Raw genomic sequence first — 25,020 nt, 5'->3', positions numbered from 1 at the left:
ATGATGTATTTTACCTTAAAGTAGGAAGGATCTTCATGAAGGATTTTTTACGTAAGCTTGAATTACCTGAATTTATCAAGGATTCACGATTAACGGCTTCCGTGATAATCATTCTTTCGCTTTCTTTACTTGGAAGCATAATTGCGATGATTATGAATCCATTATTTGGTCTGGCGATGGTTTTGATTTTTATTTTGACTGTCGCATTTGCCATTTATGGAACTTACATTTTGGCCGGTAATACAACTAACTTTGCGGTTAATTTGTCTTATCGGATAAAACGTAGTGAACAGGAAGCAATGATTAAAATGCCATTAGGTATTTTGCTTTATGATTCGGATCATCAGATTCAATGGGTTAATCCATATCTTCAACTGTATCTAAAAGATACTGATCTAATAGGACACACAATTGAATCGGTTGATCCAGATTTAAACAATTTACTTAATGAAGCAATTGAAGCCAAAACTTCAGAAAATCACATTGTTAATTGGGATGGACATCGCTTTGAAATGGTTGTTCAAGATGATTTAGGTGTAATTTATTTATTAGATATTACGCGTTATGCCAAAATCGAAGATAAATATAAAGCCGAGCAATTAGCAATAGGTCAAATTTTTATCGATAACTACGATGAGCTGAGTGAAACAATGCATGACCAAGAATTAACTAGCATGAGTTCATATGTACAAAATACATTAAGTGATTATGCTAAGAAATTCAAAGCATATTTAAAGAGAATTGATGAGGATCATTTTTTGCTCTTAGTCCATCTACACGATTTAACAGAAATGGAAAAAGATAAATTCTCTGTTTTGGATAAAGTGAGACAAGAAACTAGTAGAAATAATACTCCACTTACTTTATCGATGGGGGTTGCTTTTGGCAGTGATTCATTATCTGAAATTGCCAATCAGGCTCAATCTAATTTGGACTTGGCTTTAGGTCGAGGCGGAGATCAAGTTGTTTTGCGTCAACCTGGAAAAGATGCCCGCTTTTATGGTGGTAAATCTAATCCAATGGAAAAAAGAACTAGAGTTAGAGCTAGAATGGTTTCTCAGGCGATTAGTGAATTATTTAAAGATGCCGATCGTGTATTTGTTGTAGGACATCAACGTCCTGATATGGATTCAGTTGGTAGTGGGATTGGTGTTGTAAAATTAGCACGATTGCATGGAGTTAAAGCTAATTTTGTACTTGATACTAATAAAACTAATTACGATGTTGGCCGTTTAGTAACTCGAATGCAACAGAAAAATCAGGATAAAGATATTTTTATTAGTCCTGAAATTGCTCTGGCAGAAGTTACTGATAAGTCAATGCTGGTAATGGTTGATCATTCCAAGTATTCAATTACATATTCTCAGGCTTTGTATGATCGATTGAAAAATAGAATAATTGTGATTGATCACCATAGACGAGGAGAAGAATTTCCTGAGAACCCAATGCTTACTTATGTTGAACCATATGCTTCTTCGGCCTGTGAATTAGTTACCGAAATGATTGAATACCAACAACCGGCAAATGGTAAGCGTGTTTTGACTGATTTGGAAGCTACGGCAATGCTTGCCGGAATCGTTGTGGATTCAAAAGAATTCTCACTCAGAACGGGCACGAGAACTTTTGATGCTGCAAGTTATTTGCGCTCAATTGGAGCAGATTCAGCAGTGGTAAGTATGCTGTTGAAAGAAGATATTGACAGTTTCCTTGAAAAAACTCATTTAGTATCAACACTCAAGATGGTAAAACCACATATCGCAGTTCTTTGTGGCCCAGATGATAAGGTAATTGATCCGATCATCACTGCTCAGGCTGCTGATACTGCACTTGATTTGGAAAATGTAGGTGCAAGTTTTGCAATTACTCGACGCAGTAATGACACTATTGGTATCTCTGCTCGTTCAATGGGAAAAATTAACGTCCAATTAATTATGGAAAAATTAGGTGGGGGCGGGCATCTTTCTAATGCAGCAACGCAGATTAAAGATGTTACTATTGAAGAGGCACGTCAAGAATTGCTTAAGGCAATCGACGAGTATGAAGAAGAAAATGATTAAAGGAGAACAAATATGAAAGTTATTTTTACACAAGATGTTAGAGGTCGTGGCAAGCGTGGACAAGTTAAGGATGTTCCAGATGGTTATGCACAAAATTATTTGATTAAGCGCGGTTTAGCTAAAGAAGCTACTAAAGGTAACATGAATACCTTAAAACGTGTTGAAGCTAATGAAAAGGCTGCCTATGAAGCTGAAAAGGCAGAAGCAGAAAGAATTAAGGCGGAACTTGAAAAAGACGATACTATTGTTGAATTTAAGTCAAAAGCTGGCAATGATTCACGTTTGTTTGGCTCAATTTCAAGCAAGAAAATCGTAGAAGGTTTGGAAAAGCAATATGGCATTAAGGTTGATAAGCGTAAGTTGAACCTTCCAGAACCAATTAAGACTTTAGGTTACACAAACGTTCACGCTAAGTTGTTTAAGGGCGTTGAAGCTACTGTTCGCGTTCACGTTACTGAACAAGACTAATTTTTATAAAAAGTAGTTGTGATTGATGGATAATATCGTTTCTCAACAAATTCCGCATGATTCCAGTGCTGAAAAAGCTGTTTTAGGTGCGATTTTTATCGATCCTGAGGCTATAGCGGATGCTAGTGCGGTAGTTCAACCTGAAGATTTTTATGAAAAGGCTAACCAAATTGTCTTTCAGGCAATGATAGATTTATCAGATCGTGAAGAAGCAATTGATCCGCTGACCTTACAGGATGAACTGAATAAACGAAACCAATTAGATGATATTGGTGGAATTGGCTATGTTTCTGAATTAGCGCTTGCTACACCAACGGCAGCGCATGTCACATATTATGCACAGATTGTGCACAGGAAGGCATTACTTCGAAAGCTGATTTTCGCCAGTCAAAAAATCATTACTAATGCTATGAATGAGTCGGATGATGTAACTAACATTCTTGATGATGCAGAAAGTGAAATCATGAATGTTTCATCTGACAATAATACTGGTGGTTTTAGAACTATTAAGGATATTGTTAATTCAACTATAGATGAAATTAATAATATTCCTGAAGATGGTGATATGGTCACAGGTTTACCTACCGGTTTTTATGAATTAGATAAAATGACAACGGGGTTTCATGATGATGAATTAATTATTATTGCAGCCCGTCCTGGTGTTGGTAAAACTTCTTTTGCATTAAATGTTGCACAATATGTGGGTTTACATACTGATAAATCTGTAGCAATGTTTTCTTTGGAAATGAGCGGTGAACAGCTTGTACAAAGAATGCTGGCGTCAGAAGGATTGATTAATTCGCAGCACCTTAGAACTGGACAATTAGATCAAGATGAATGGCATAATTTGGTAGTGGCAGCGGGTTCACTTGCTTCAACGGATATTTTTATCGATGATACCCCAGGTATTAAGATGAGTGAAATTCGTGCTAAGGCCCGAAGATTGGCCAAAGAGAAGGGAAATTTAGGTTTAATCGTAATTGACTACTTACAGCTGATTGAAGGGCCGCGTAGTGAATCACGTCAACAAGAAGTTTCCGCAATTTCCCGTCAATTAAAGAAGTTGGCTAAGGAGCTTCATGTACCAGTTATAGCGTTATCACAGTTATCACGTTCAGTTGAACAACGACAGGATAAACGTCCCGTATTGTCAGATATTCGTGAATCTGGTTCAATTGAGCAGGATGCCGATATTGTGTCGTTCTTGTATCGTGATGATTATTATCGTGATGAACCAGAAGATGGTGAAAATGGCAGTAGTGATGCTGAAGTGGCTCCTGAAGATGATAACGGTGAAGTTGAAGTAATTATTGAAAAGAACCGTTCAGGTAGCCGAGGCACGGTTAAGTTGATGTTTTCAAAGCCGTATAACAGATTTTCAAATTTGGATTATGCTCATAATGATCCTAATGGGAATTAATAAACGCTAAAATGTTATGACAAAAGATAGCATTTAGCGTTTTTTTGTATACTAATTTTTATATAATACGAACAATATTGATAAAATATTGATATTAAAGCGATTTTTAATGATATACACGTACTATTCATAAGCAAAAATATAAAATAATTCATGTTTTTCATTGAAATGTGAGATTCATTTTGATATACCTATTTATGAATAAAAACTTATCAGTAAATTTTTGGAGGATTTCAGGTTTATGAAATTTAAGAAAGTATTAGTCGGTGCTATGGCTATCTTGGCTACAGTTTCACTTGCAGCATGTTCAAATAATAAAAAAAGTACATCTGCTTCAAGTGAACCTAAAGAATTAAATGTTGAATTTGTGCCAAGTACTCAAGCAAACAAAATGGAAGCAAAGGCTAAGCCGCTCGGAACACTTTTGCAGAAACAATTACACATTCCGGTCCATGTAACAGTTTCTACAGACTACAGTGGCTTAGTTGAAGCAATGTCATCTAAAAAAGTTGATGTTGGCTTCATGCCACCATATTCATACATTCTTGCTCATAAACGTGGAATTGCTGATGTACTTTTACAGGCTGAACGTTATGGCTATGATGAACCATCTGGTAAGATGAATCACACTTTAATGCACAAGTACCGTGGTATGATCGTGGTTAAAAAAGGTTCAAAGATCAAGTCTTGGAAGGATCTTAAGGGGAAAAAGATTGCTATTGGTGATCCAAGTTCTTCATCCGGTTACGTTTACCCAGTTGCGGAACTTTATAAAAAAGGCTTGAATGTTACCAAGGATTGTAAGTTGGTTAATGTTAAAGGTGATGACCAAGAAGTTCTTTCAGTATTGAACGGCGATGTCGATGCCGCATTTGTCTTCTCAGATGCACGTAATATTGCAGCTAAGGACGATAAAAAGGCAATGACTGATGTTGTGCCAATCTACTTCACTAAGTGGATTCCCAACGACACCATTGCAGTTAGAAAGGATATGCCTAAGAAATTTAGAGTTAAACTCGCTAAGGCGTTCAAGAATATTGCTAAGTCTAAGAAAGGTAAGCAAATTATTGAAAGTATCTATAACCACTACGGTTATGTAGATGCAAAGGATTCGGACTTTGATGGTTTGCGTCAATACCAAAAGGTAGTTAACAAAGCTACTGGTGGCAATAGTAACAACTAAAAATAAATATTAAATAACCTGTATTTTTTGAAGCAGGTTATTTTTTTGCTAAAAGCTATGCAAAATCAGTTAAAATATAAGTAATATCAAAAGGAGAAAAAATATGAAAATTGCAGTTTTAACTGATAGCTCAGCTTATTTAACTAAAGATCAACAAGAAAAATACCATATCGACGTTTTACCAATTCCGATTATCTGGGGCAATAAAACTTATCGTGATATGGTTAATATTGGCTATGAAGAATTTTATAAGAAATTAGCAAATGAAAAAGAATTGCCTACAACTTCTCAGCCTTCACCTGGTGACTTACAAAAGAAAATTGAACAATATATAGAACAAGGCTATACTGATGTGATCGTAATTACCTTATCTAGTGGTATTTCCAGCTATTATTCTACTGTTCAAAGTATAGCCAAGGATGAAAAGAGGATAAAGGTTCATCCATTTGATAGTAAGATTACCTGTGCTGGTGAAGCAGACTATGCAATGCTTGCAGGGCGCTTGGTTGAAGCAGGGGCCGACATTGATTTAATCATGCATGATCTAACTGACTTGCAAAAAACGATGGATGTGCGCTTTATTGTGGACGATTTGAGTCATTTGAAGAGAACAGGTCGTTTATCTAATGCAGCGAGTTTTGTAGGCTCATTATTCAAAATTAAGCCGATTCTATCAATGGATGTACAAGATCAAGGCAAAATTTCAGCCATTGCCAAAGAAAGACAAACAAAACGTGCATATAGGCATGTTCAAAGTGATTTTGATAACTTAACTAAGAATATGCCTTATAAAATTCAATGTACGATTTTTGATTCATTGGCTCCTGATAAAAAGAAGGAATGGATTGAAGACTATAGTGCAAAATTCCCTAAATATAAGTTCGATGAGAGTATTATTGGGCCAATAGTTGGTGTTCATGTGGGACAAGGGACAATGTCAATGATCTGGTGCCGTGATCTTGATGATTACTTTGATGAAAATGACAAGCCAATTGAAGGAATCAATTCTGAGGAAGTTGTGGATAAGGCGTAAGTAAATAAATTTAATTACATATGCATGAAAGCCTTTACACATAAGGGCTTTTTTCTTTATAATATTAAGAGCAAAAAACTATTTGGAGATAAAAAAATTTTACAAGAAAAGGATGAGAATATGGCAGAAAAGAAATATGTCGGTAGTATTGAAGCCGGTGGTACAAAATTTATCGTAGCAGTTCAAGACGTTGAAACGGGTAAGGAAGTTGCCCGCGACAGAATTCCTACTACAACTAATAAAGAAACTTTAGAAAAGACTGCTGAATTCTTTAAAAAGCATCCAGTTGATGCTTTAGGCATTGGTACTTTTGGTCCAATTGATATCAACCCTAAGTCACGTACTTATGGTTACATCCTTGATACACCAAAGCCAGGCTGGTCAGGTACTAATGTTAAGGGCTTCTTTGAAAAAGAACTTGGTATTCCAGTTGTAATGACTACTGATGTTAATGCATCTTGTTATGGTGAATATGTTGCACGTGGCCGCGATGATTCTAAGAGTTACTTCTATGCAACTGTTGGTACTGGTGTTGGGGCTGGTATCGTTCAAGCGGGTAAGTTACTTGGCTTGAATAACCACCCAGAAATGGGTCACATGCTTGTTCGTCGTTATCCTGGTGATGATTACAAGGGTTTTTGTCCATTCCATAATGATGCATGTGTTGAAGGTATGGCAGCTGGTCCAAGTCTTGAGGGCAGAACTGGTATCCCGGGTGAAAAGCTTTCACGTGATAATGAAGTGTTCACTTACTCCGCATACTACATTGCACAAATGCTCTACAACGTTTATATGACTGCACGTCCAGATGTAATGATTGTGGGCGGTTCAGTACTAAACGAAGATGATCTTGTTAAAGTGAGAAAATTCTTTGATGAATTTAATGACAATTATGTTGCTACACCTGATTTGGATGAATTAATTGTTTCTCCAGCGGTTGCAGACAATGGTTCTGCAACTCTTGGTGATTTTGAACTTGCTAAGAATTTACTCAAATAAAAACACACGATTTACTTAAATAAGCAATAAAAAGGCTCAGCATGTTAAGAAAGACATAAGCTGAGTCTTTTTTGACGTAATTAAGGGTATATCAGCGTAGTATTAACTTTACAACGTATCACGTTATTAATGAAAGGAGCCGCTTATGAGTAATATGGATAGTGGCTTAAAAGACAAGATAATTGGTAAGGCTAAAGAAGTTGAAGGTAAAATTACTGGAGACAAGTCTCGCGAAGCAGAAGGAAAGGCTCAAAAGACAAAAGGTAAAATAAAGGCTAAAGCTAAAGAAGTAAAAGATGATATAGAATCTGATCATCAAATAAATGATAGGTAATAGAATCATCACTTGGAAAAATATAAACTTAGTTAGAAATATGGTGATCCTATGATTTATTGGATTTGGGTTTTAATTGTCGGAGCTATAATAGGACTGCTTGCCGGTGTCATAACTGGTAGGGGTGGTTCAATGGGCTTTCTTGCTAATATCATAGCAGGACTTGTTGGCTCAACGCTAGGCCAAGCAATCTTTGGCTCCTGGGGACCGCAAATGGCTGGGATGGCAATAGTGCCGTCGGTACTAGGGGCAGTTATCTTGGTATTAGCAATCTCGTTTGTTACGGGAATGTTTAATCGAAAACATGCATAATAAATAATAAAACGCATACCTATGGGCATGCGTTTTGTTTCATGTGAAACTATTTATTTTCTCGTTCACGCTCTTTATCATCTTTAAAACGCTGTTTAATTTCTTCAGGCAAAAGGCTTGGAACAGTTTTATCGTAAAATTCAAAGAAAATAGGAGCTTTGTTAGAATCATTACTCTTAGGATATAAAGCAAAATCAGTTTCATTAAATGGCAAACTGATATTGCCGCGAATTGCGTTAAGAATTTCCCCAATCATATGTAAAACATATTTACGTGTTTCAGGAGTTAAAGCCATAATTACACGGCTAAATCTAACAGTACCTAATAATTTGTTGGCAGTAATTTGGAAGACATCAGTAATATTTAGTTCGTTAAATGTTTGAAAAAGTGTATCCCATAATTCCCCACGTTGTTTATCTGGAATAGTATGGTTGAAATCTATGAGAGAATGTCTTAATGATCTTGAACCAGAGGTGAGCCCTTCGGCTAGTACGAAACTATCACGCCCCACGCTCCATCTACGGGGGTCATGCTGTTGAATCATGGGAGCATTGCTTTTGACAATAATAACTCGTTCAGGGTGATCTAGCATGGTACCGATAATTGAAGCCTCAGGTAGATAAGTTTTCATTTTTGGAAGAGCTCTAACAAAGCCCGGTGAACGCCAAACTTGATGGAAAAAGCCAGGACCATCAAAACTAAAAGCTTTAATAACACGATCCTGCAATGCTGGTTCTGCTACACTTAAGGCATATTCTGCGTAATTACCACCTTTTGAGTGACCAGCTAAGTAGATCTTATCATCAGGATATTTTGCGGCAATTTCTTTAAGATAGTTAGCAGCAACGTCTTGTCCATAAACCTTAGGCATATAGTTCATATTCATATCTTCGTTCCAACCGATGATTGAGCTGTCGGTACCGCGATAGACAATTAAAATAGTTGTTGCATCTAACCGAAAAGTTGCAGCGGTAAATTGAAGTGGATATGGGTCTTTTTCCAGCCTATTAGTCCAATTCAATATTTCAATATTACCTAAACGTGGACTTTTTGGAAGAAGTAATACTTGAGCGCCAGTTTCATCATGCATTTGTACTTGAAAAGAAGGAAGAACGCGAAGTTTTTCTGCTACTTCGTTTAGAGTGTGTCCTTTAGCTGATTTATCTACAGGGAGATAGATAAATGAGGCGAAGAGTGATGCATCTACACTATTGAATGGCTTCTCTTTAAATGTCAAATCTCCGCGCCAACGTAAATAATCAAGAGTTCCTGCCATAAAGTCATCCTTTCATAGTTAATGATATTATTTTACTAGTGTATTCATAAAAATGAAAATCACTCGAATAATTAAATACGGGAAAAATACTAATTTTGAAAAATTTTTCGATTTTTTTGCAAAAAAGGGTTGCGCAACCTCCATCTATATGGTTTAATAAATACTGTTGTTGATGAGACAACAAAGAGTTGCTGACTTAGCTCAGTTGGCAGAGCACGTCACTAGTAATGATGAGGTCGGAGGTTCGAATCCTCTAGTCAGCATTATAAAGATTCATTTAGATTGATTAGCTTTGATTTATCAACGTTTTATGAAGATAAGTTAAGGCTAATTTTTTTACGTAAAGAAAAATGATGCACACTAAGTGCACGCAGTTAAATTATTAAAGTGCAATTTTTGCACACGGTTTTAAGAGCGGAATAATGTAATGATAAAGATCATGGTCATGTAGACCATGATCTTTTTACTTTTTAAAGAAAAAAATAAAGATATCTTGACATTTAGATGCAAATATTCCAAAATAACATTCAAATGTAGATTTGAATGTTATTTGGAGGAAATCGAAATAAAATGTTAAAAACTATTATTACCAGTGCAATCACATATAGTAGTACCGCTATAGATTTATTAATAATTTTGATGCTCTTCTTTGCCAAAATTAAAGACAAAAAAGGTATTAGAGACATTTATATAGGACAATTCCTTGGATCTGATGTTCTAATACTAGTTAGTTTATTCTTTGCTTTTATATTGCATTATGTTCCTGATAAACGGTTATTAGGACTACTTGGAATAATCCCTATATTTTTAGGATTAAAGGCTTTAATTTTTGGTGACTCCGATGGTGAAAAGATGGCCAATAAGGAACTGAATAATAATAATAATAAAATGAATTTAATAAAAACTCTTATGTTCATTACTATCGTAAGTTGTGGGGCTGATAATATTGGACTATTTGTACCTTACTTCATTAGTTTGACACCATTGAATTTGGTAATAACCTTGATTGTATTTTTGATAATGATTTTTTTGTTAGTTTTTGTTGCTCAAAAATTGGCTAATGTTCCTACTATAGGTGAGGTTCTTGAAAAATATAGTCGTTGGTTCATAGGATTCGTCTATATTTTTATTGGCGGTTCTGTTTTAATTGAAAATGGATCAATTCAATTTATAATTAATTTATTTAAATAATGAGTGAGGTAATCTTATGGACGTTTTAGATAAAGCTGATATTACTTGTGATCAAACATTAGTAGAAACAGATAAAGTGATAAAAGTTTCAGACTTTTTGGACAAACCCAATATAAAGAAATACTTCTATGCATTGTCTAAGATTTCTGATGAAAAGAAATTAAAAATCGTTTTTTCATTGATTGCACAAGAATCACTCTGTGTTTGTGATATTGCATATATTTTGGATTGTAGTATTGCTACTGCTTCACACCATTTAAGAAAGCTTTACGACGAGAATATTTTAGGTCGTGAAAAAAGAGGGAAAATGGCGTACTACTTTATTAAGGATGATGATTTGAAAGAATTATTTGCTCAACTTAATAAATAAGATTGTAATTAATATTTTTACAAAATGGGTTGTTTTGTTCGAAAAATCGAGATAGAACGTATTTTATATTAATAAACTTTACTAAAGAGGTTAGTAATAGAACTACATTGTATGTAGCATTTACCAGTATGCTGGTAAGTTTAGCTATTAATTCATAAGTAGCTCTAGAAAATCTTAATAATTAAGCCAAAAAACCAAGTTGATTTTCAACTTGGTTTTATTTTATTTAAAAAATAAATAATTTCCGTCTACTGACATTAGTAATATTTTAACGGTCACTAATTGAATACTTTGATCATAAATTCATATGATCAGGGTGATAATGAGCAAATAATCAATATCTTGTATTTTTAAATTTTTTATTTACCTAATGCTTAAAAAAATAGGTAATGTAGCTGCCCAATCGGTGTCAATAAAAATATTATTTTTAATACTCTGAATTAAATAGTCTTTTGTATTTTCATATTTAAGATTATTAATTATTTTCTTTTACCGAATAAATCATTATTCTCAAGCATAGTTTCAGCTGATCTTTTGTAAAAAGTATTATCTTCATCTATTCCCATTTTAGCTAACTCATTTAAATAAAATTTATCCAGTTTTTCTATCCACTCAATTAGCAAATTGATTGCTGTATTAAAACATAATATATTTTCATCTGACGTATCATTAAAAAGACACATTCTAAAGTAATTATAATTATAGTTATCTGTGTTCCAATCATCATCGCTAAGCATAAATTCTAAATCTGGCTGTAAATTATTAAAGCTTTCACTCAGTTTAGAAAACATACAACTTGGTGGATATAAATACGAGTTATTTTTTTCGTTTATCATATGAAGATTAGAATCAGAGAACTCAAAAAAAGTAAATGGTGGTTGCGGTTCAAACAATATACTATAGTCATTTTCATTAAATCCATCATCACAGAACTTTTTTAAGGCAACATTATTAAAGATGTCTTTTCTATCCTCTTCGGCACGAATTATTAAATAATTCAAATTCAAATATTTTTTTGCACGAGTATTACTAGATATTATAAAACCTATATTGTACATATTTAACGAAATTTCCGTTTCGCCAATATCAAAGTCTTTAATGAAAGTCTTTATATAGTTATAGACCTTCATTAAATATTCAGTAGCATTAGCTGGAATAAGAAAAAGAGTTTCAATATAATCAATTGCACAAATCTTACATAAAGCCTCTCTAATAACGGGTTCTTTGGGTCTATTTCCTTTTTTCCAACTAAAAATATTGGAATTTCCGTTTTTCATTTCAGACTTATCTATTGGTATAGCTAGTTTCTTTGGAACTAGCTTATTTATTTTGCGCGCAAAGTCATTTTGTGAGTCTGAATGACCACTTAAATATTCATTAATAAATCTAGGAAAATTGTTATTAGGAATAGGATATTTAGGTTTGGGCATAATAATATCTTCTTTCACCGTCAAAAGTTATGAACATAAAGCTGTACGTGTATTTTATCATCATACACTTTATAGTAAACAGTGAAGATTAAAGAAATCTTCAAAATAAATTTTAATTAAGGAGGATTTTCAAAAAATGAAAATCAAACGAACAAGTGGCTACTCAGAAACACTAGCCAAAATGTACATTCCAAGTGACGTCTCAACTTACTCATTATCTATTAATTTAGATACTCAAGTTAAATGGGTCAATGGAAGACCTACAGATGAGGTAACGGGCTATCAATGCTGGTTTATTGCTGAAGGAACAGAGCCGTTTAAGGTTAAATTCACTAATAAGGTTAGCCTACCATCTATGTTTACCAAAATTAAATTTCAAAATCTTGAGGCTTGTGAGGTTGGAAACAACGTATATTTCAAAGCCAATGGGTTTGAGGTGATGAAATAATGTCAAGTAATGAAACTGCTCGTTATATCACTCAATGTCTTAACATGTCACTTGATCTTTCAGGTGAAACAAGTTATACGAACAGCTTTAAAGTCAAGGTGTTGAAGAATGGCTTTCTTTTCATTCCTCATTTACCTGCAAGTTACATCATTGATAATGATCTTTATCAGCGGATTTATAAGATTGCCAATTCCGCATTATATCCGCTTAAATCGTTGCTAAAGCAGTCAACTATGTATCTTGTAGCAACCAATGAAGAAGACTTTGGAAACCAAAGAGCCTTCTACTATCCGTGGACTGGCATTAGTAGAAGACTCACAATTACAGATATGAATGCATACCTTGCTTCCAATCCTAATAAAGACATTGAAATAATGCAAGGTGTATCTATCGACTATGACAAAGTAACTTCAATTTTGATTGCTGGAAATTCTGGCTCAGGTAAGTTCTACACGCTGACATATTTACTTACAGTTCTTTATTTAAAAGATATTTCTGACCTGTATATAATCGATCCAAAATGTGATGTGCCAGCGCGTTGGGCGCATGTCTATGGTTTAGAAGATAGAACAATCTTTCCAACCGAAGAAATGTCAAATAGCGATTTTGTTAACCAATGTAATGAACTATTGGCTAATGTCGTTAAAGAGATATATGTGCGTCAAAGAATCCTTTACATCGATCCACATCATCACTTCAAGCATTTAACAGTTTGTATTGATGAAGTGCTGGCTTTAACTGATGGATTGCCAAAAAAAATAAAAGATACTTTTTTCTCATTACTCTCACAGATATCTCTTCTTGGTAGAGCAACGAAGGTGCACCTGCTTTTGATTAGCCAGCGTTTTAGCAATGATGCTATTCCCATCGCCGTTCGTGAGCAGGCAAATGTATGCTTGCAGTTGGGCAATATCAATAAGAAAACAACACAATTTCTTTTTGATATTGATCCTGATGGGATATTAATACCAACGGGAAAAGGTACAGGTCTTTTTCAAATAACCGACAATACTCATCCATTTCAGGTGTTACCTCTATTAACACCTACGTACAATATCAAAGGAGGAATTTTATGATTGAAAATCATAAATATCAACCCAGTCCCATTAAGTTATATTTACCTTTTATGATGTTTTTGGGCACATTGATTTTGACTTCCATTAATTGGGCGCTATTTTACTTTTGGAAAGTAAAAATTGCGCAATCATTAATCGTAAATACTATTATTGCTGGAATCTGTTTACTCATTTTAGCAATTCAAATTGTTCACAAAAGTTTAATTAACTATATTAAATCACTTTTGCTAACATTTGATATTCAGCATATGTTGGTAATTCCAGCAGAAATTAATGAATTTACAGGCAAAAGAAAAATTAATGCGATCACACAAACATATAATTCTTATCTTTACCAAAGCTATGGCGAATATAGAGATAATAAATTATACATTTGTATTAGATTACCAATCAACATTGCTGCAGCTAAATTGTTGGATGACAACCTAAACAAACTACGTGAATCAATTGTTAGTCAGAATCCTGACTATTCTTTCACAGGTTTTGAACGACAAGGGTATTATCTAATCAGCGAAGGAACCAAATAAAAGGAACGCGAGTGCCGTAGCACGCGTGCCCTGACAAGGGATAACGCGTAAGCGAAGGCACTCGCACTTTTATGTAAAATGTGTTGTGTAAAGTATCCATAATCACTATTGCTCTGGGCTGAGAGCTTGTTATTCAGTCCCTACACAAGATTGTGTAAATTGTGCAAAAAAGGAGAGTGGTAAAGATGAAAAAGGCTGTAAGAGCCAGACAATTCATGTATACCCAAGACATTGAACACCTCCCATTCAAACAGGAAGACTTAAAAGAGCTACTTGAAAAGTCGAATGCCGAACAATGGGCGTATATTCTTCATGACAAAGATGTTAACGAAAAAGGCGAACCAATTAGACCACATTTTCATGTGATTTTAAAATTTAAAGATGCAAAAACAATTTCCCGTATTGCTAAATTATTTAATGATCAACAACAATATGTCGAAGTTTGGCACAATACCATTAATAATGGATATAGTTACTTAATTCATGAGACAACTAATGCCAAAAATAAACATCATTATGATCCTAGTGAAGTAGTTGCATCTTTTGACTTTGTAACAAGGATTAAACAAATTAGGGAAAAAGTTAATAAACCGTCAAGACATGACATAGAGAATTTTATTGATGATTATTCAAATGAACAATTAACCAAAGAAGAACTTCAAGAAAAAATTGGTGTCCTTGAGATGGCAAAACATAAAACGTTGTTGGATCATATTGAAGACATTTTAGCTTATAAAAAACATCAACGATTTTTAAAAGACTTTAAAGGACAAAAGTGTACCACTTATTGGATTTGGGGATCTTCTGGAATTGGAAAAACAAAACTTGTTCGTGAAGTTTTAGAAGAATTACATCCCAACAATTTTATTATTCTTGGGTCTCAACGTGATCACTTTCAAGAGTACAAAGGTCAGGAATTTATAGTAATTAATGACCTTAGACCCAACGATTACGACTATGGTCAATTACTTACCCTTTTAGACCCTTGGGAAATTGATAAAATGGCGCCTGCACGATACCATGATCGTTATCTCAATGCTCGTTCAATTTATATCACTACACCATATGATCCACTTAGTTTTTATTTTGAATGTAACATTTCAAATCAAGTAGTAGATTCGTTTTAGCAATTAAAAAGAAGAATTGTTTCTTTAAAATTAACCGAGGACACGTATAGTGATCTAAAAAACGAACTAATTAAAGATGAAGAAATAGCAGAAGCAATTTGGAAGATAAAATCACAAAAAAATACTAGTCATGCTGATAGCGATAAAAGCAATGACTAGAATCTCGACTAATTTGATTCTATCCCAAAATTGCTTATAAAACAATTTAAGGAGAACAATAATGATTAAATATCTAACTGGTAAAGAATTATGTGAAGCTTTAGGAATTAGTACAACGCTATTGTATAAATTTCGAAAAGCAGGTATGCCCTATCATCAACTACCAGGCGGTAGACCTTTTTACTTGATTGATCAAGTCGTTGATTGGTTAAAAAACGCAGGTTATCATCAAGAAAAGGTTTGGACAAAGTAATCAAGAGGGCGGATAATGAAAGGGATCATTATTCCGCTCTCTTTTTTATAAGAGAGGTTTAATATGATCAAGAAAATTTTAAAGGGTAAATACAAAGGTCTTTGGTTAGTTAGAATCCAACCTATGATTAATGGCAAGCGTAAAAGTGTAACAAGAAGAGCTGACAGTAAGCTTGAAGCACAGAAGCTTGAAATTGATTTGAAAGTGAAATATGCGAGCTATAAGAATGGTTTACCAAGTATTACTGATGAATCTAAACTTCTAATTGAGTACACCAAATTTGTTGAGAAAAAGGCACAGTCTATTACTGCGACAACTAATCGAAGCTGGAAATATTCATTAACTTTGTTAAATGAATATCTTGAGCAAGAAAAGAAAATAGATATTCAGCTAAGAGATGTTGATCAACATTTCTTTAACGATTTTGGACATTGGTATCTTAAGAACCATCCTAAAGCAAGCGTTAAGAAGAGTACTGTAATAGATGTAACTTTGGCACACTTTAGAACATTCTTTACTTTTCTTTTGGATAAGGCAGTTTTAAGCGTTAATCCAATTCCTAGAGGTTATCTAAAATTATTCTTTAAGCAGTCTGATTTTAGTACTGGTAGGAAGTGGCACTTATTTTCTAAAGATGAAATTAGTGCTTTAAGAGAAGAATTACTTAAAGAGTATAAAGGAGCTACGGTTGCTAATTCTGTGTCTAGGTTAGCTTTAATTGTGGATACTTATCTAGGATTACGTCCAGAAGAATTACAAGTATTAAAGTTTGACCAATTAGTAGAGTATGAGGGTTCTTATACTTTTAAAATCGACGATAGCTGGTCTGAAAAAGAAAAAAGCCTAATGGTTCTTTGAAAGACAGACCCAAAGGCGCTTATAGATATTGTTTGCCAATTAAGAATATTGAAGTAATTGATTTAATTAAAGATTTTCAGATGAAACAAAAAAGGTACCTCGATGAATATGGTTTAAAAAATACATCGGGATACATCTTTCTGAACTTACATAATTATAAATCAATTAGTTCAAATAACCAATTACCGGTAACACAAAAGAGCTTAAATGAAAAATTAAAAGCTGTTTGTAAGAATGCAGGGATTGAAAAACAGAAAGATTCAATTTTAGCTTTGTATTCTTTGAGAGTTTATTTAAGCAGTTTACTAGGCAATGATAATCGCATATCTAATATGTATGCTTGCCAAAGAATGGGAAATACTATTCAAGTTTTTCTTTCAACTTATGTAAAGGAAAATCGTGAATCTTATAAAGAAAATTCTCAACTTTGGAATTGTTAGTTAAAAATGCACTTTATTTGCACTTTGCAAGTATTGTGCTTATTAAAAAATATTGATATATCAAGGATGTTGGCTAAAACCTCTGCGCTTCTAGTCAGCATTAATAAATACGTTAGATCTAGTCGAGAGACTAGATCTTTTTTTGTGCTTAGATAACATATAAATAGTATTAAAATAAATTTTATTGCATTTCAGCTGAATATAATTATTATACGTATTATACTTATAATAATATATCAAAATAAAATGAGGTGATTTAAATGGATGATGTATTATATAAAAAAGTAGTAAAGAATGGTTCTTCACTTGCTATAAATATTCCTGTTAAAGAAGTACAAAAACAAAATATAAAAGCAGGTGATATTGTAGAAGTTAAAATTAAAAAGGCGCATCAAGTCAAGCAAGAAGATATGCATGAGATTGATGGATTAATTTCTGATTATTGGGATATGCTTGAGTATTTAAAGGATAAATAGATTGTGGTCAATTATTTAAGTGAAGTAGATATTTTAACTATTAATGCACGAATTATTCAACGTGAAGGTGAAAAGCATCAAGTATCACATGTTAGAGACGCTGAAGCATTACATTTTCTAATTGAGCAACCCAAACAGATAAGTTTTGGACAAGAATTATATCCGACATTTAGTTCTAAAGCAGGAATATTGTTAATTAAATTAATAAAAAAGCATGTATTTGATGATGCTAATAAACGTACAGCAACTATAGCCTTTTTACTATTTCTAAAAAGAAATTCATATCATTTAAAATGTTCATGGAAAGAGTTGGCGGATTATACTCTTTCAATAGCCCAAGTAGATGACAGCGAATTGGAATATACTGATATTTATCATTGGGTTAGTGAGAATATAAAAAAATAAAAGCTTAGAGGTTCGAATCCTCTAGTCAGCATTAATAAATACGCTTGAAAGATCTGATTGAAAAATCAGATCTTTTTTTGTACTATAATTAAAATTTTTAACATTAGTACAATTTTCTTGAAGGAAAATTATGAAAGCGGGGAAACCAAGTGGATTAATTGTCTTGTTAGTCTGGATAATAGTTGCAGCAATTATTTGGTTTAGAAATATCGATGGAGCAGGAGTAGCTCAAACGGTTCAATTAAAAGAGGTAACTCTAATGATCTGGCTGATTTTTGCGATCCCTATCGCTATTGGCTATGTAATTTGGTTTATCATTTTGAAGAGAAGACAAAAAGCATCATCTAAGGAGTAGAAATGCGTAAAGATATTATTACTGATCATGCTAAGATTTCATGGATTCTTGATCAATGTCAGATTTTGCATCTAGGTTTATCTAATAAAAACGGCAGCTATATTGTGCCAGTTCACTATGGTTATCAAGAAGATACTGATGTAAATATACTATTTATATTCATGGCACAGGAGACGGTGAAAAAGCCGCTGCTCTAGATAAAGAAGAATCAGTTGGCTTTGAAGCAGACCATAGTCATGAGAATTTGATTTACACGCCACCACGCAAAGGTGATTTTGGACCATCATTTATGAGTGTGATTGGTAATGGTGTAGTGCGCAAGATAACTAGTTTACAAGAAAAATTGTTGGCTTTACGCACAATCATCCATCATTATGTGAATACGATTCCCGTTGCTATCTCTACTGATGACGTTAAAAATGTCTCTGTTTGGGTAATTGAAGAACGTCATGGCAAGCATTATGAAAATGGTGCAGTAGCTTTTGATGATTTTGATTATGAAAAACTGGACGATACACCAGATGCGGAAAGTAGCGCTTCGCAAAAGAAGTGATTCTAAAAGATTATCAAAAAAATGTATTTTTGCACATTTTTTCCTTAATATAGCTTTTGATATAATAAAAAAGTGCACTGATACCATCAATGCACTTTTTTATGAAAGGTCGTGACTTCACTTGAAGGAGTCCTTTTATGCGCTTGGCTGATGGTGTATGCCAGTACACCAAGATCAAGAGCGTTCAGCGACAAGTGTTGTCAGCCTAATTGATCAACAATATTGATTAAATACTACGATAATATTGTAGCATTTGCTCGCGATTTTGAAAACTATCAGGATTTTTAATGTCAGGATAGTTTTAGCATGGAGTATTACATTCTGTAATGCTCCATTTTTTGTTACTATGAGTCATAAAGAATAGCAGCATGAGAAAAAATCTCGTGCTGCTATTTTTAGTATCTATTAATTTATTGCGTTACCAAATCGATGATCTTTTTCATCAAACCATTGACGAGCAAAGTCGACTAAAGGTCTACTATTAATTACTTTAATGATTCCTTTGCCTAATTTTTGTGATTTGAATTCATCAGGGCACTTTTTCTCAAAAGTTTCGCCCAATTCATTAAAATCGTCGTAAGAATCCAAATCGACGTTTTGATAATCCGTCCAAATCGTTTTCCCATCTTGATCAATACTGGTTGCGGCAGAACAAGTTTCAGTTTTGCGATGAATCGTAGATTCCGCATAATGAAGCATTGTGCAAGTTTCGTAATCAGTACCCAAGAAAATAATTTTTCCGTTGTTTTTGTACAAATAATCAAGTGGACTATTGATACCATATGGCATGTTTAAAGGTTGACGTACTGCGATGTCGGTCGCATTTTTGCCCCAGATGGCAATTGGCAAATAGGGATGCGTGCTGCGAACTACATCAGACAAGTTTCTGAAATATTCCGGTGTTACTCCTAGGCCTTCTGTTGCTGAAGTCTGGGGATCATATGGCGGCATATTATCTCTGACAACTTGAATCAAATCCTTGCGAACAGGTGGATATTCCCAAGTTGCCGGATCGCAATTTGTTGAAACCTGTGAAGGCATCATTAAAGTTCCATCAGACAGTGTTTCTTCAAGAGCTTTGACGATTGTCTCAGGACCACCAGGCAAATATTGAAATTTGCTCATGGCAGTGTGCACCATGCAGACATCCGCTCTCTTAACACCTAATTTGTCAAAAGCATCTTCTAAATCATTTTTTGTAACGACAGTTTCGATTAATTTTTCAGACATTGTATTTTTCCTTTTCTAAAATAATTTACTGGCTTGGTCTGAAAAATCTTACTCTTGTTTTAATTTCACGTTTGTTGATCATAGTTTGTTTATTACTCATTTTTATTCCTCTAAAAGATTTACAATAAAGATAAACTTATTATAAAACTATAGGAGGAAAAATATATGCCATGTACAACAATTTTAGCCGGTAAAAAGGCTACTGCAGACGGTTCAACCTTAGTTGCCAGAAACGAAGACTATGGTCACGCATTTAATCCCAAGCGTTTTATCGTTGTAACGCCAGACAAGCAACCTAAGGATTATCAATCTGTAACTTCTAAATGCAAGGTGGATTTGCCAGATAATCCAATGCGTTACACCGCTGTGCCTGAACTTGAATCAACTATCAAAAAAGTAGGCTGGTGGGGTGAAGCAGGTATTAACGAAGCAAACGTTGCTATGTCTGCTACTGAAACTAGCACTACTAATTCACGTGTATTAGGTATCGATCCAATGAATAAAAAGGGTATCGGTGAAGAAGACTTTGTTACTATCGTTTTGCCTTACATTCGTTCTGCTCGTGAAGGTGTGAAGCTATTAGGTAAATACTTAGAAAAATACGGTACCTACGAATCAAATGGTGTTGCCTTCTCGGATAAAGATGAAGTTTGGTACATGGAAACTATTGGTGGTCGTCACTGGGCCGCTATTAAGGTGCCAGATGATAGTTATATCGTTGCACCGAACTGGTTTAGCATTACCAATTTTGACTTTAATAGTGACGATACAATGGCTTCAGATGATTTGGAAAAGATGATTCAAGATAATCACATGGATATTGATCATAGTGGTAATCCATATAATTTGCGTCATATCTTCGGCAGTCATGACGATTCAGATTATGAATACAATATTCCACGTCAATGGTATATTCAAAAGCTGTTCAATCCGAGCGATGTTCATGAACCTGATGATCCAGATTTGCCATTTGCTAAAAAGCCAGAGCATTTACTTACTATTGAAGACTTAAAGTATGCTTTGTCATCACACTATCAACACACTAAATACGATCCATACGGCTTAGAGGGCACAGATGCGGATCGCCACGCTTTTCGTCCAATTGGCTTACAACGTAATCAAGAATTATCTATTTTACAAATTAGAAATGATGTCCCAGCCAAAATTGCTGGTGTGCAATGGATTGCCTTTGGACCTAATACTTTTAATGGTATTGCACCATACTATACCAACGTTCTTGATACGCCGGAAACATATCGTGATACTAAAGAGCATTTCAATATTCAAAACATGTATTGGTTAACTCATGCAATTACTACAATTGCTGATGAGCACCCATTCCGCTACAGTGCTTCGATTGAAGCAATGAAGCAAAGCACTTTAGCTGCTGGTCGTCATGTTTTGCTTGAAACCGATCAAGAAGTTCAAGAACTTGCCGGTGAAGAATTACAAAGAAAACTTCAACAGGCTAATGATAAAACTGCTAAAGCTGCTTATGATACCGCAATGAAATGCTTTGGCGAATGTGTTGAGACTGGATCACTTAAGATCAGATTGAATTATTAATCAAGATAACTCACGAAAGTGGGTTATTTTTTGAACAAAAAATAGTTTTTGTCTAAAAAGTAGCGACAAAAATCGAAAAATGTCGGCCTATTTTAGTAGCCTTACGTAAAACTGGGACTTATTCGCTATAATCACATTTAAAATTTTAAAAATAGTGAGGAATAAATGTGAAAAAGTTTTTAATAGGTATCGTATTTGGAATTGCTTTGTTTTTGACTCAAAAAACAAATATTACATATGCGGCAAATTTAAGTGATAATTTTACGCAAATTTTGATTGATAATGACCAGAATAATTTGCTTAATAATAGCGAAATTGCTCACATTAGTGTTAAATTTAATGATCAAAAAAATAAATTTACAAAAGATAGCACTATGTTTATCTTATTAAATTCGAATAAAAAGGATGTTCATGTACAAGCATTAAATGAAGTGAAAAAATTAATAATTAAAGACGATACTGGTGAGGCTTATCAAGTTGGCAAATATATTGTTAAAAATAATCAAGTACAAGTAATTTTTGATAAAAATATTGAAAAGTTTGAAAATATATCCGGTCAAATTGATTTTGATATACAAATAAGTAATGAAACTACTTCTAATCAATTTATTCAAATAGAAGCAGGCGAAATTAATGAAAAAATTTATGTTTCATCTCGTCCACAAGTTAATAAAAATGTCGTAACCGAAATTAGTGGCAAATATAACTCAGATAAAAATAAAATTGCTTGGGAAATAAAGATAAACTCTGAGAATAAAAGCGAGCTACAAATTTTTAATACTATTGAAAATCAAAATATTGATCAAGATACGTTAAAAATAAAAATAGACGGTAATTTAATTAAACTCAATAAAAATAATATTGAATTTAATAAAGGATTAAAGCTGAAGTTGGTAGGTAAAGATATTGTTATTACATATATTACTAGTGCAAGTGAAGTTAGTTCTGTACTTAATATAGTCCGTGTAATTGAAGATAATGAAAATCAAAATGTTACTAGTGCAAAAGTACAAGTAAATGATATCGTTAACATTGATGGAAAATTTAATCAGACATCTACGAATAAGAAACAAAGAGAGAAAAAAATTTCTAAATTTTTTCTAATTTAGCTAAATTAATTATTGATAAAAAGCAAGAAAAAACTGATCAAAATAATGATGAAAAAAGTCAATTTGAATTAGCTCAATCTACTGCTTTAGCTAATGCCAAGTCAACAAAACATGACATGGTCGTTTCAAGTAAAACACCGTCATTAGATGATACTTTTGAGCATAATATTGATGATAAAGAAGTTAAAGAAACTATAAATGAGAGTATTCCTAATACTAAAAAGGCTCATTCAAAAAAGCATTCCGCAAATAAAAGTAACTTACCTAAAACGGGAGAAGATAATATAGAATTATTTTTCAGTATAGTAGGAACTATTTTTTTGAGTATCTCAGCTATATTTTTTTATAAAAAATCCAGAAAATAATATATATTTAGGCATAAAATCTGTGTTTTTGATAGCCAAAATTCTCTCTTTCACGTATTATGTAAATATAAGTTTGTAGCATGAAAGAGATTAAAAATGCCATATTCTATTTCAGAAATTATTGTTTTATTTTTTACATATTCTTTTATTGGCTGGCTTTGGGAAACAATCTATTGTTCAATAAAAGATCACCATTTTGATTATCGTGGATTTTTATTCGGACCATATTGTCCTGTTTACGGTTTTGCTGTAACGACAATTCTTATATGTACTTATAAAGTACAAAATAATATATTTCTGCTATTTCTTGTGGGGATTGTTGTTGCAACAGTTTTTGAATATATAGCTAGTTGGCTTCTCGAAAAAATATTTCATATGAGATTGTGGGATTATTCAAATTTAAAGGGGAATATTCAAGGGCGAGTTGCTCCAGCTATTTCTCTTTTTTGGGGATTTGGTGTAGTTCTATTAGTCAAATTTGTACAACCATTTATTTTAAAAATTATTGAAGCTGAAGAAAGAGATACGCATGGCTGGTTGGCAGTTGGAATTACTGTTGTAATGGGACTAGATACGATTTTAACTGTAATCAGTGTAGAAAGATTCCATACTACTACGAAGATGTGGGATGTGCATATCAATGAATTTATTGAACGCGTTAGAGCAAAAGTAGAAAGTCGTATGCCTGAAAAAGGGAAACTTAAAGTGGGTGATTGGCATCATTCAGTTATTCAACATTTCGATGAATTAAATCCACATCGTTTAAGTTGGAACCACAGAAGATTCCTTAAGAGTTTTCCAAAATTAAAGATTTTAGATGCTCCAAAATTTATGGAAATTAAAAAAGATATCCTTAAAAAAGAAAGTAAATCAAACAAAAATACTGCTGCCTAATCTGGCAACAGTATTTTTTTAGCCATTAATACGGTTTTTATCCCTAACTTTACTTTTTTTTTCAGTATAACCATCAAGTACATTGGCATAACGTCCCAATATAAAAAGATAATCGGATAAGCGATTCATATATTCCAAATCACAATCAGCTAATTTTTGTTCATTGAGACTCAACTTGACCAAGGAGCGTTCAGCGCGTCTTGCAACTGTTCTGGCATACTGTAAATTGGTGCCTGTAACTTTGCCACCCGGCAAGATAAATTCAGGAATATACGGTATTTTGGGTGTTAATTCATTAATACGATTTTCTAGTTGTACTACATTACTTTCATTAATTTCATGATGATTTTTTACTACAATATCCGCTTGTAATTGGTATAAGTTACGTTGTACATTTTCTAATTCATTACGTAGTTTCTGGCAATTATTAGATAAATTAGCTAAAACTACACCCAGATATGATTGTAATTCATCTATATTGCCTAATGCTTCAATTTGTAAATCATACTTAGGTACCATTTTGCCAGTGACTTGCTTAGTTAAACCTTTATCACCAACTTTGGTATAAATTTTAATCGTCATTAAATTATCCTCCGTTGATATGCTTCAAGTGCCTTAGTTACAGGTTTATATAAAACAAAGTAAAAAGCAAAATTACCAATGGCATGATAGGTATCAAAAGCAAAACTAGAAATAAGATAAGCGATGAAAGCAGATAAACCGCCAAAAATAGTCATACCAAGGTCTACTAAAAAACCGTATTCCCAACCTAAAAATGTAGCTAAAGCTACTTGTAACAAAAAGTAATTTTTCAATGGTGTAAATTTAGCAAAGAAAGCCACAGTTAATACACAACCTGTGTATGCTAAAATTTGAGGAATAGTCCAAATACCGAATCCTAAATAAATATTCGAAATTAGCATTGTTAATGTAGCTAAAGTAATACCTGAACCAATACCTAAATTAAGTGTAACAATCATTAAAATATCAGTTACTGGTTGTACATTGGGGATAGGAATAATTTTAAAAATTCGTAAAACCACACACATTGCTGTAAGCATGGCCATTAATGCGATTTGTCTGATTTGTAGTCGCTCAGTAACCAT

General features: G+C 33.4%; 31 protein-coding genes and 1 tRNA gene. 27 read left to right on the top strand and 5 right to left on the bottom strand.

The window, feature by feature from the left end; all coding sequences use genetic code 11:
- Positions 1–35 precede the first annotated feature (35 nt).
- From SO785_RS08665 to SO785_RS08630, 8 genes are all read left to right on the top strand, one after another.
- A complete protein-coding gene (locus SO785_RS08665) occupies positions 36–2,057 on the top strand; it encodes a DHH family phosphoesterase (protein WP_003549345.1) in 2,022 nt (673 codons plus the stop codon).
- Positions 2,058–2,069: 12 nt separating this feature from the next.
- Positions 2,070–2,525 (top strand): 50S ribosomal protein L9, encoded by a 456-nt coding sequence (rplI, locus tag SO785_RS08660; protein WP_003549343.1) that lies wholly within the window; start codon positions 2,070–2,072, stop codon positions 2,523–2,525.
- 25 nt (positions 2,526–2,550) lie between these two features.
- Positions 2,551–3,945, top strand: coding sequence for a replicative DNA helicase (gene dnaB, locus SO785_RS08655; RefSeq protein ID WP_003549341.1), 1,395 nt, complete (start codon positions 2,551–2,553; stop codon positions 3,943–3,945).
- Between the two features lie 241 nt (positions 3,946–4,186).
- Positions 4,187–5,128 carry a phosphate/phosphite/phosphonate ABC transporter substrate-binding protein gene (gene phnD / locus SO785_RS08650; protein WP_011254002.1) on the top strand — a complete coding sequence of 314 codons (942 nt, stop codon included), beginning with the start codon at positions 4,187–4,189 and terminating at the stop codon, positions 5,126–5,128.
- Positions 5,129–5,231: 103 nt separating this feature from the next.
- Positions 5,232–6,161: a DegV family protein gene (locus SO785_RS08645; RefSeq protein WP_021873994.1), complete on the top strand. Its 930-nt coding sequence runs from the start codon at positions 5,232–5,234 to the stop codon at positions 6,159–6,161.
- A gap of 120 nt (positions 6,162–6,281) precedes the next feature.
- Positions 6,282–7,160, top strand: a complete 879-nt coding sequence (locus SO785_RS08640) for an ROK family protein (RefSeq protein ID WP_011254003.1) — start codon at positions 6,282–6,284, stop codon at positions 7,158–7,160.
- Positions 7,161–7,305: 145 nt separating this feature from the next.
- Positions 7,306–7,494 carry a CsbD family protein gene (locus SO785_RS08635; RefSeq protein ID WP_003549333.1) on the top strand — a complete coding sequence of 63 codons (189 nt, stop codon included), beginning with the start codon at positions 7,306–7,308 and terminating at the stop codon, positions 7,492–7,494.
- A 51-nt stretch (positions 7,495–7,545) separates the two neighbouring features.
- On the top strand, positions 7,546–7,806 hold the full coding sequence (locus SO785_RS08630; RefSeq protein WP_003549332.1) for a GlsB/YeaQ/YmgE family stress response membrane protein: 261 nt from the start codon (positions 7,546–7,548) through the stop codon (positions 7,804–7,806).
- Between the two features lie 49 nt (positions 7,807–7,855).
- Here the strand turns inward: SO785_RS08630 and SO785_RS08625 are convergent, their stop codons facing one another.
- Positions 7,856–9,082, bottom strand: a complete 1,227-nt coding sequence (locus tag SO785_RS08625) for a DUF2974 domain-containing protein (RefSeq protein ID WP_003549331.1) — start codon at positions 9,080–9,082, stop codon at positions 7,856–7,858.
- A 190-nt stretch (positions 9,083–9,272) separates the two neighbouring features.
- Between SO785_RS08625 and SO785_RS08620 the strand changes: the two genes are divergently transcribed.
- The 3 genes from SO785_RS08620 (at position 9,273) to SO785_RS08610 (ending at position 10,643) form a co-directional block, all read left to right on the top strand.
- A tRNA-Thr gene (locus SO785_RS08620) sits at positions 9,273–9,345 on the top strand.
- 307 nt (positions 9,346–9,652) lie between these two features.
- On the top strand, positions 9,653–10,273 hold the full coding sequence (locus tag SO785_RS08615; RefSeq protein WP_015613270.1) for a CadD family cadmium resistance transporter: 621 nt from the start codon (positions 9,653–9,655) through the stop codon (positions 10,271–10,273).
- Positions 10,274–10,289: 16 nt separating this feature from the next.
- Complete coding sequence (locus SO785_RS08610; RefSeq protein ID WP_003549329.1) at positions 10,290–10,643, top strand: ArsR/SmtB family transcription factor; 354 nt, start codon at positions 10,290–10,292, stop codon at positions 10,641–10,643.
- A gap of 479 nt (positions 10,644–11,122) precedes the next feature.
- Here SO785_RS08610 and SO785_RS08605 read toward each other — a convergent pair whose 3' ends face one another.
- Positions 11,123–12,073: a hypothetical protein gene (locus SO785_RS08605; RefSeq protein ID WP_011254006.1), complete on the bottom strand. Its 951-nt coding sequence runs from the start codon at positions 12,071–12,073 to the stop codon at positions 11,123–11,125.
- A gap of 136 nt (positions 12,074–12,209) precedes the next feature.
- On the opposite strand from SO785_RS08605, the gene SO785_RS08600 reads away from it, so the two are divergent.
- The 12 genes from SO785_RS08600 to SO785_RS08545 all read left to right on the top strand — a co-directional run bounded on the left by SO785_RS08600 (position 12,210) and on the right by SO785_RS08545 (position 18,750).
- The gene (locus SO785_RS08600) at positions 12,210–12,521 is read left to right on the top strand and encodes a hypothetical protein (RefSeq protein WP_003549327.1); all 312 of its coding nucleotides are present in this window, start codon (positions 12,210–12,212) and stop codon (positions 12,519–12,521) included.
- Positions 12,521–13,597, top strand: coding sequence for a cell division protein (locus SO785_RS08595; RefSeq protein ID WP_011254007.1), 1,077 nt, complete (start codon positions 12,521–12,523; stop codon positions 13,595–13,597). Before SO785_RS08600 ends, SO785_RS08595 begins: the two co-directional genes overlap by 1 nt.
- Positions 13,594–14,124 carry a hypothetical protein gene (locus SO785_RS08590; protein ID WP_003549322.1) on the top strand — a complete coding sequence of 177 codons (531 nt, stop codon included), beginning with the start codon at positions 13,594–13,596 and terminating at the stop codon, positions 14,122–14,124. The genes SO785_RS08595 and SO785_RS08590 overlap by 4 nt, the downstream gene beginning before the upstream one ends.
- A 185-nt stretch (positions 14,125–14,309) precedes the next feature.
- On the top strand, positions 14,310–15,251 hold the full coding sequence (locus SO785_RS08585) for a Rep family protein (protein ID WP_011254008.1): 942 nt from the start codon (positions 14,310–14,312) through the stop codon (positions 15,249–15,251).
- A gap of 220 nt (positions 15,252–15,471) precedes the next feature.
- Positions 15,472–15,663 carry a helix-turn-helix transcriptional regulator gene (locus SO785_RS08580; protein WP_003549318.1) on the top strand — a complete coding sequence of 64 codons (192 nt, stop codon included), beginning with the start codon at positions 15,472–15,474 and terminating at the stop codon, positions 15,661–15,663.
- 63 nt (positions 15,664–15,726) lie between these two features.
- Positions 15,727–16,521 carry a phage integrase SAM-like domain-containing protein gene (locus SO785_RS08575; RefSeq protein ID WP_021873996.1) on the top strand — a complete coding sequence of 265 codons (795 nt, stop codon included), beginning with the start codon at positions 15,727–15,729 and terminating at the stop codon, positions 16,519–16,521.
- Between the two features lie 32 nt (positions 16,522–16,553).
- Complete coding sequence (locus tag SO785_RS08570) at positions 16,554–16,961, top strand: hypothetical protein (protein ID WP_236622503.1); 408 nt, start codon at positions 16,554–16,556, stop codon at positions 16,959–16,961.
- Between the two features lie 260 nt (positions 16,962–17,221).
- Positions 17,222–17,437 (top strand): AbrB/MazE/SpoVT family DNA-binding domain-containing protein, encoded by a 216-nt coding sequence (locus SO785_RS08565; protein WP_003549314.1) that lies wholly within the window; start codon positions 17,222–17,224, stop codon positions 17,435–17,437.
- Between the two features lie 3 nt (positions 17,438–17,440).
- Positions 17,441–17,842, top strand: coding sequence for a type II toxin-antitoxin system death-on-curing family toxin (locus tag SO785_RS08560; protein WP_003549313.1), 402 nt, complete (start codon positions 17,441–17,443; stop codon positions 17,840–17,842).
- Between the two features lie 130 nt (positions 17,843–17,972).
- Positions 17,973–18,197 carry a DUF3923 family protein gene (locus SO785_RS08555; protein WP_003549312.1) on the top strand — a complete coding sequence of 75 codons (225 nt, stop codon included), beginning with the start codon at positions 17,973–17,975 and terminating at the stop codon, positions 18,195–18,197.
- 2 nt (positions 18,198–18,199) lie between these two features.
- Entirely contained in the window at positions 18,200–18,394 is a 195-nt protein-coding gene (locus SO785_RS08550) for a hypothetical protein (RefSeq protein WP_003549311.1), read from the top strand.
- Positions 18,395–18,441: 47 nt separating this feature from the next.
- Positions 18,442–18,750: a hypothetical protein gene (locus SO785_RS08545; protein WP_011254009.1), complete on the top strand. Its 309-nt coding sequence runs from the start codon at positions 18,442–18,444 to the stop codon at positions 18,748–18,750.
- Positions 18,751–19,155: 405 nt separating this feature from the next.
- Here SO785_RS08545 and SO785_RS08540 read toward each other — a convergent pair whose 3' ends face one another.
- Positions 19,156–19,980, bottom strand: coding sequence for an aminoglycoside N(3)-acetyltransferase (locus SO785_RS08540; RefSeq protein ID WP_003549308.1), 825 nt, complete (start codon positions 19,978–19,980; stop codon positions 19,156–19,158).
- A 165-nt stretch (positions 19,981–20,145) separates the two neighbouring features.
- Here SO785_RS08540 and SO785_RS08535 point away from each other — a divergent pair, with 165 nt between their 5' ends.
- From SO785_RS08535 to SO785_RS08520, 4 genes are all read left to right on the top strand, one after another.
- A complete protein-coding gene (locus tag SO785_RS08535; RefSeq protein WP_011254010.1) occupies positions 20,146–21,546 on the top strand; it encodes a C69 family dipeptidase in 1,401 nt (466 codons plus the stop codon).
- Positions 21,547–21,713: 167 nt separating this feature from the next.
- On the top strand, positions 21,714–22,655 hold the full coding sequence (locus SO785_RS08530; RefSeq protein ID WP_021873998.1) for a collagen binding domain-containing protein: 942 nt from the start codon (positions 21,714–21,716) through the stop codon (positions 22,653–22,655).
- A 116-nt stretch (positions 22,656–22,771) separates the two neighbouring features.
- Complete coding sequence (locus tag SO785_RS08525) at positions 22,772–23,020, top strand: LPXTG cell wall anchor domain-containing protein (protein ID WP_021873999.1); 249 nt, start codon at positions 22,772–22,774, stop codon at positions 23,018–23,020.
- Between the two features lie 96 nt (positions 23,021–23,116).
- Positions 23,117–23,914, top strand: coding sequence for a putative ABC transporter permease (locus SO785_RS08520; RefSeq protein WP_003549297.1), 798 nt, complete (start codon positions 23,117–23,119; stop codon positions 23,912–23,914).
- A gap of 18 nt (positions 23,915–23,932) precedes the next feature.
- On the opposite strand, the gene SO785_RS08515 is transcribed toward SO785_RS08520, so the two are convergent.
- A complete protein-coding gene (locus SO785_RS08515; RefSeq protein WP_011254011.1) occupies positions 23,933–24,496 on the bottom strand; it encodes a cob(I)yrinic acid a,c-diamide adenosyltransferase in 564 nt (187 codons plus the stop codon).
- Entirely contained in the window at positions 24,496–25,020 is a 525-nt protein-coding gene (locus SO785_RS08510; protein WP_003549293.1) for an ECF transporter S component, read from the bottom strand. The genes SO785_RS08515 and SO785_RS08510 overlap by 1 nt, the downstream gene beginning before the upstream one ends.

Origin of the sequence: Lactobacillus acidophilus (genome assembly GCF_034298135.1) — a bacterium.
In the GTDB taxonomy this organism is placed as follows: Bacteria; Bacillota; Bacilli; order Lactobacillales; family Lactobacillaceae; genus Lactobacillus; species Lactobacillus acidophilus.
The sequence above is the reverse complement of the archived record's forward strand: the minus strand, read 5'-3'. Positions and strand labels throughout refer to the sequence as shown.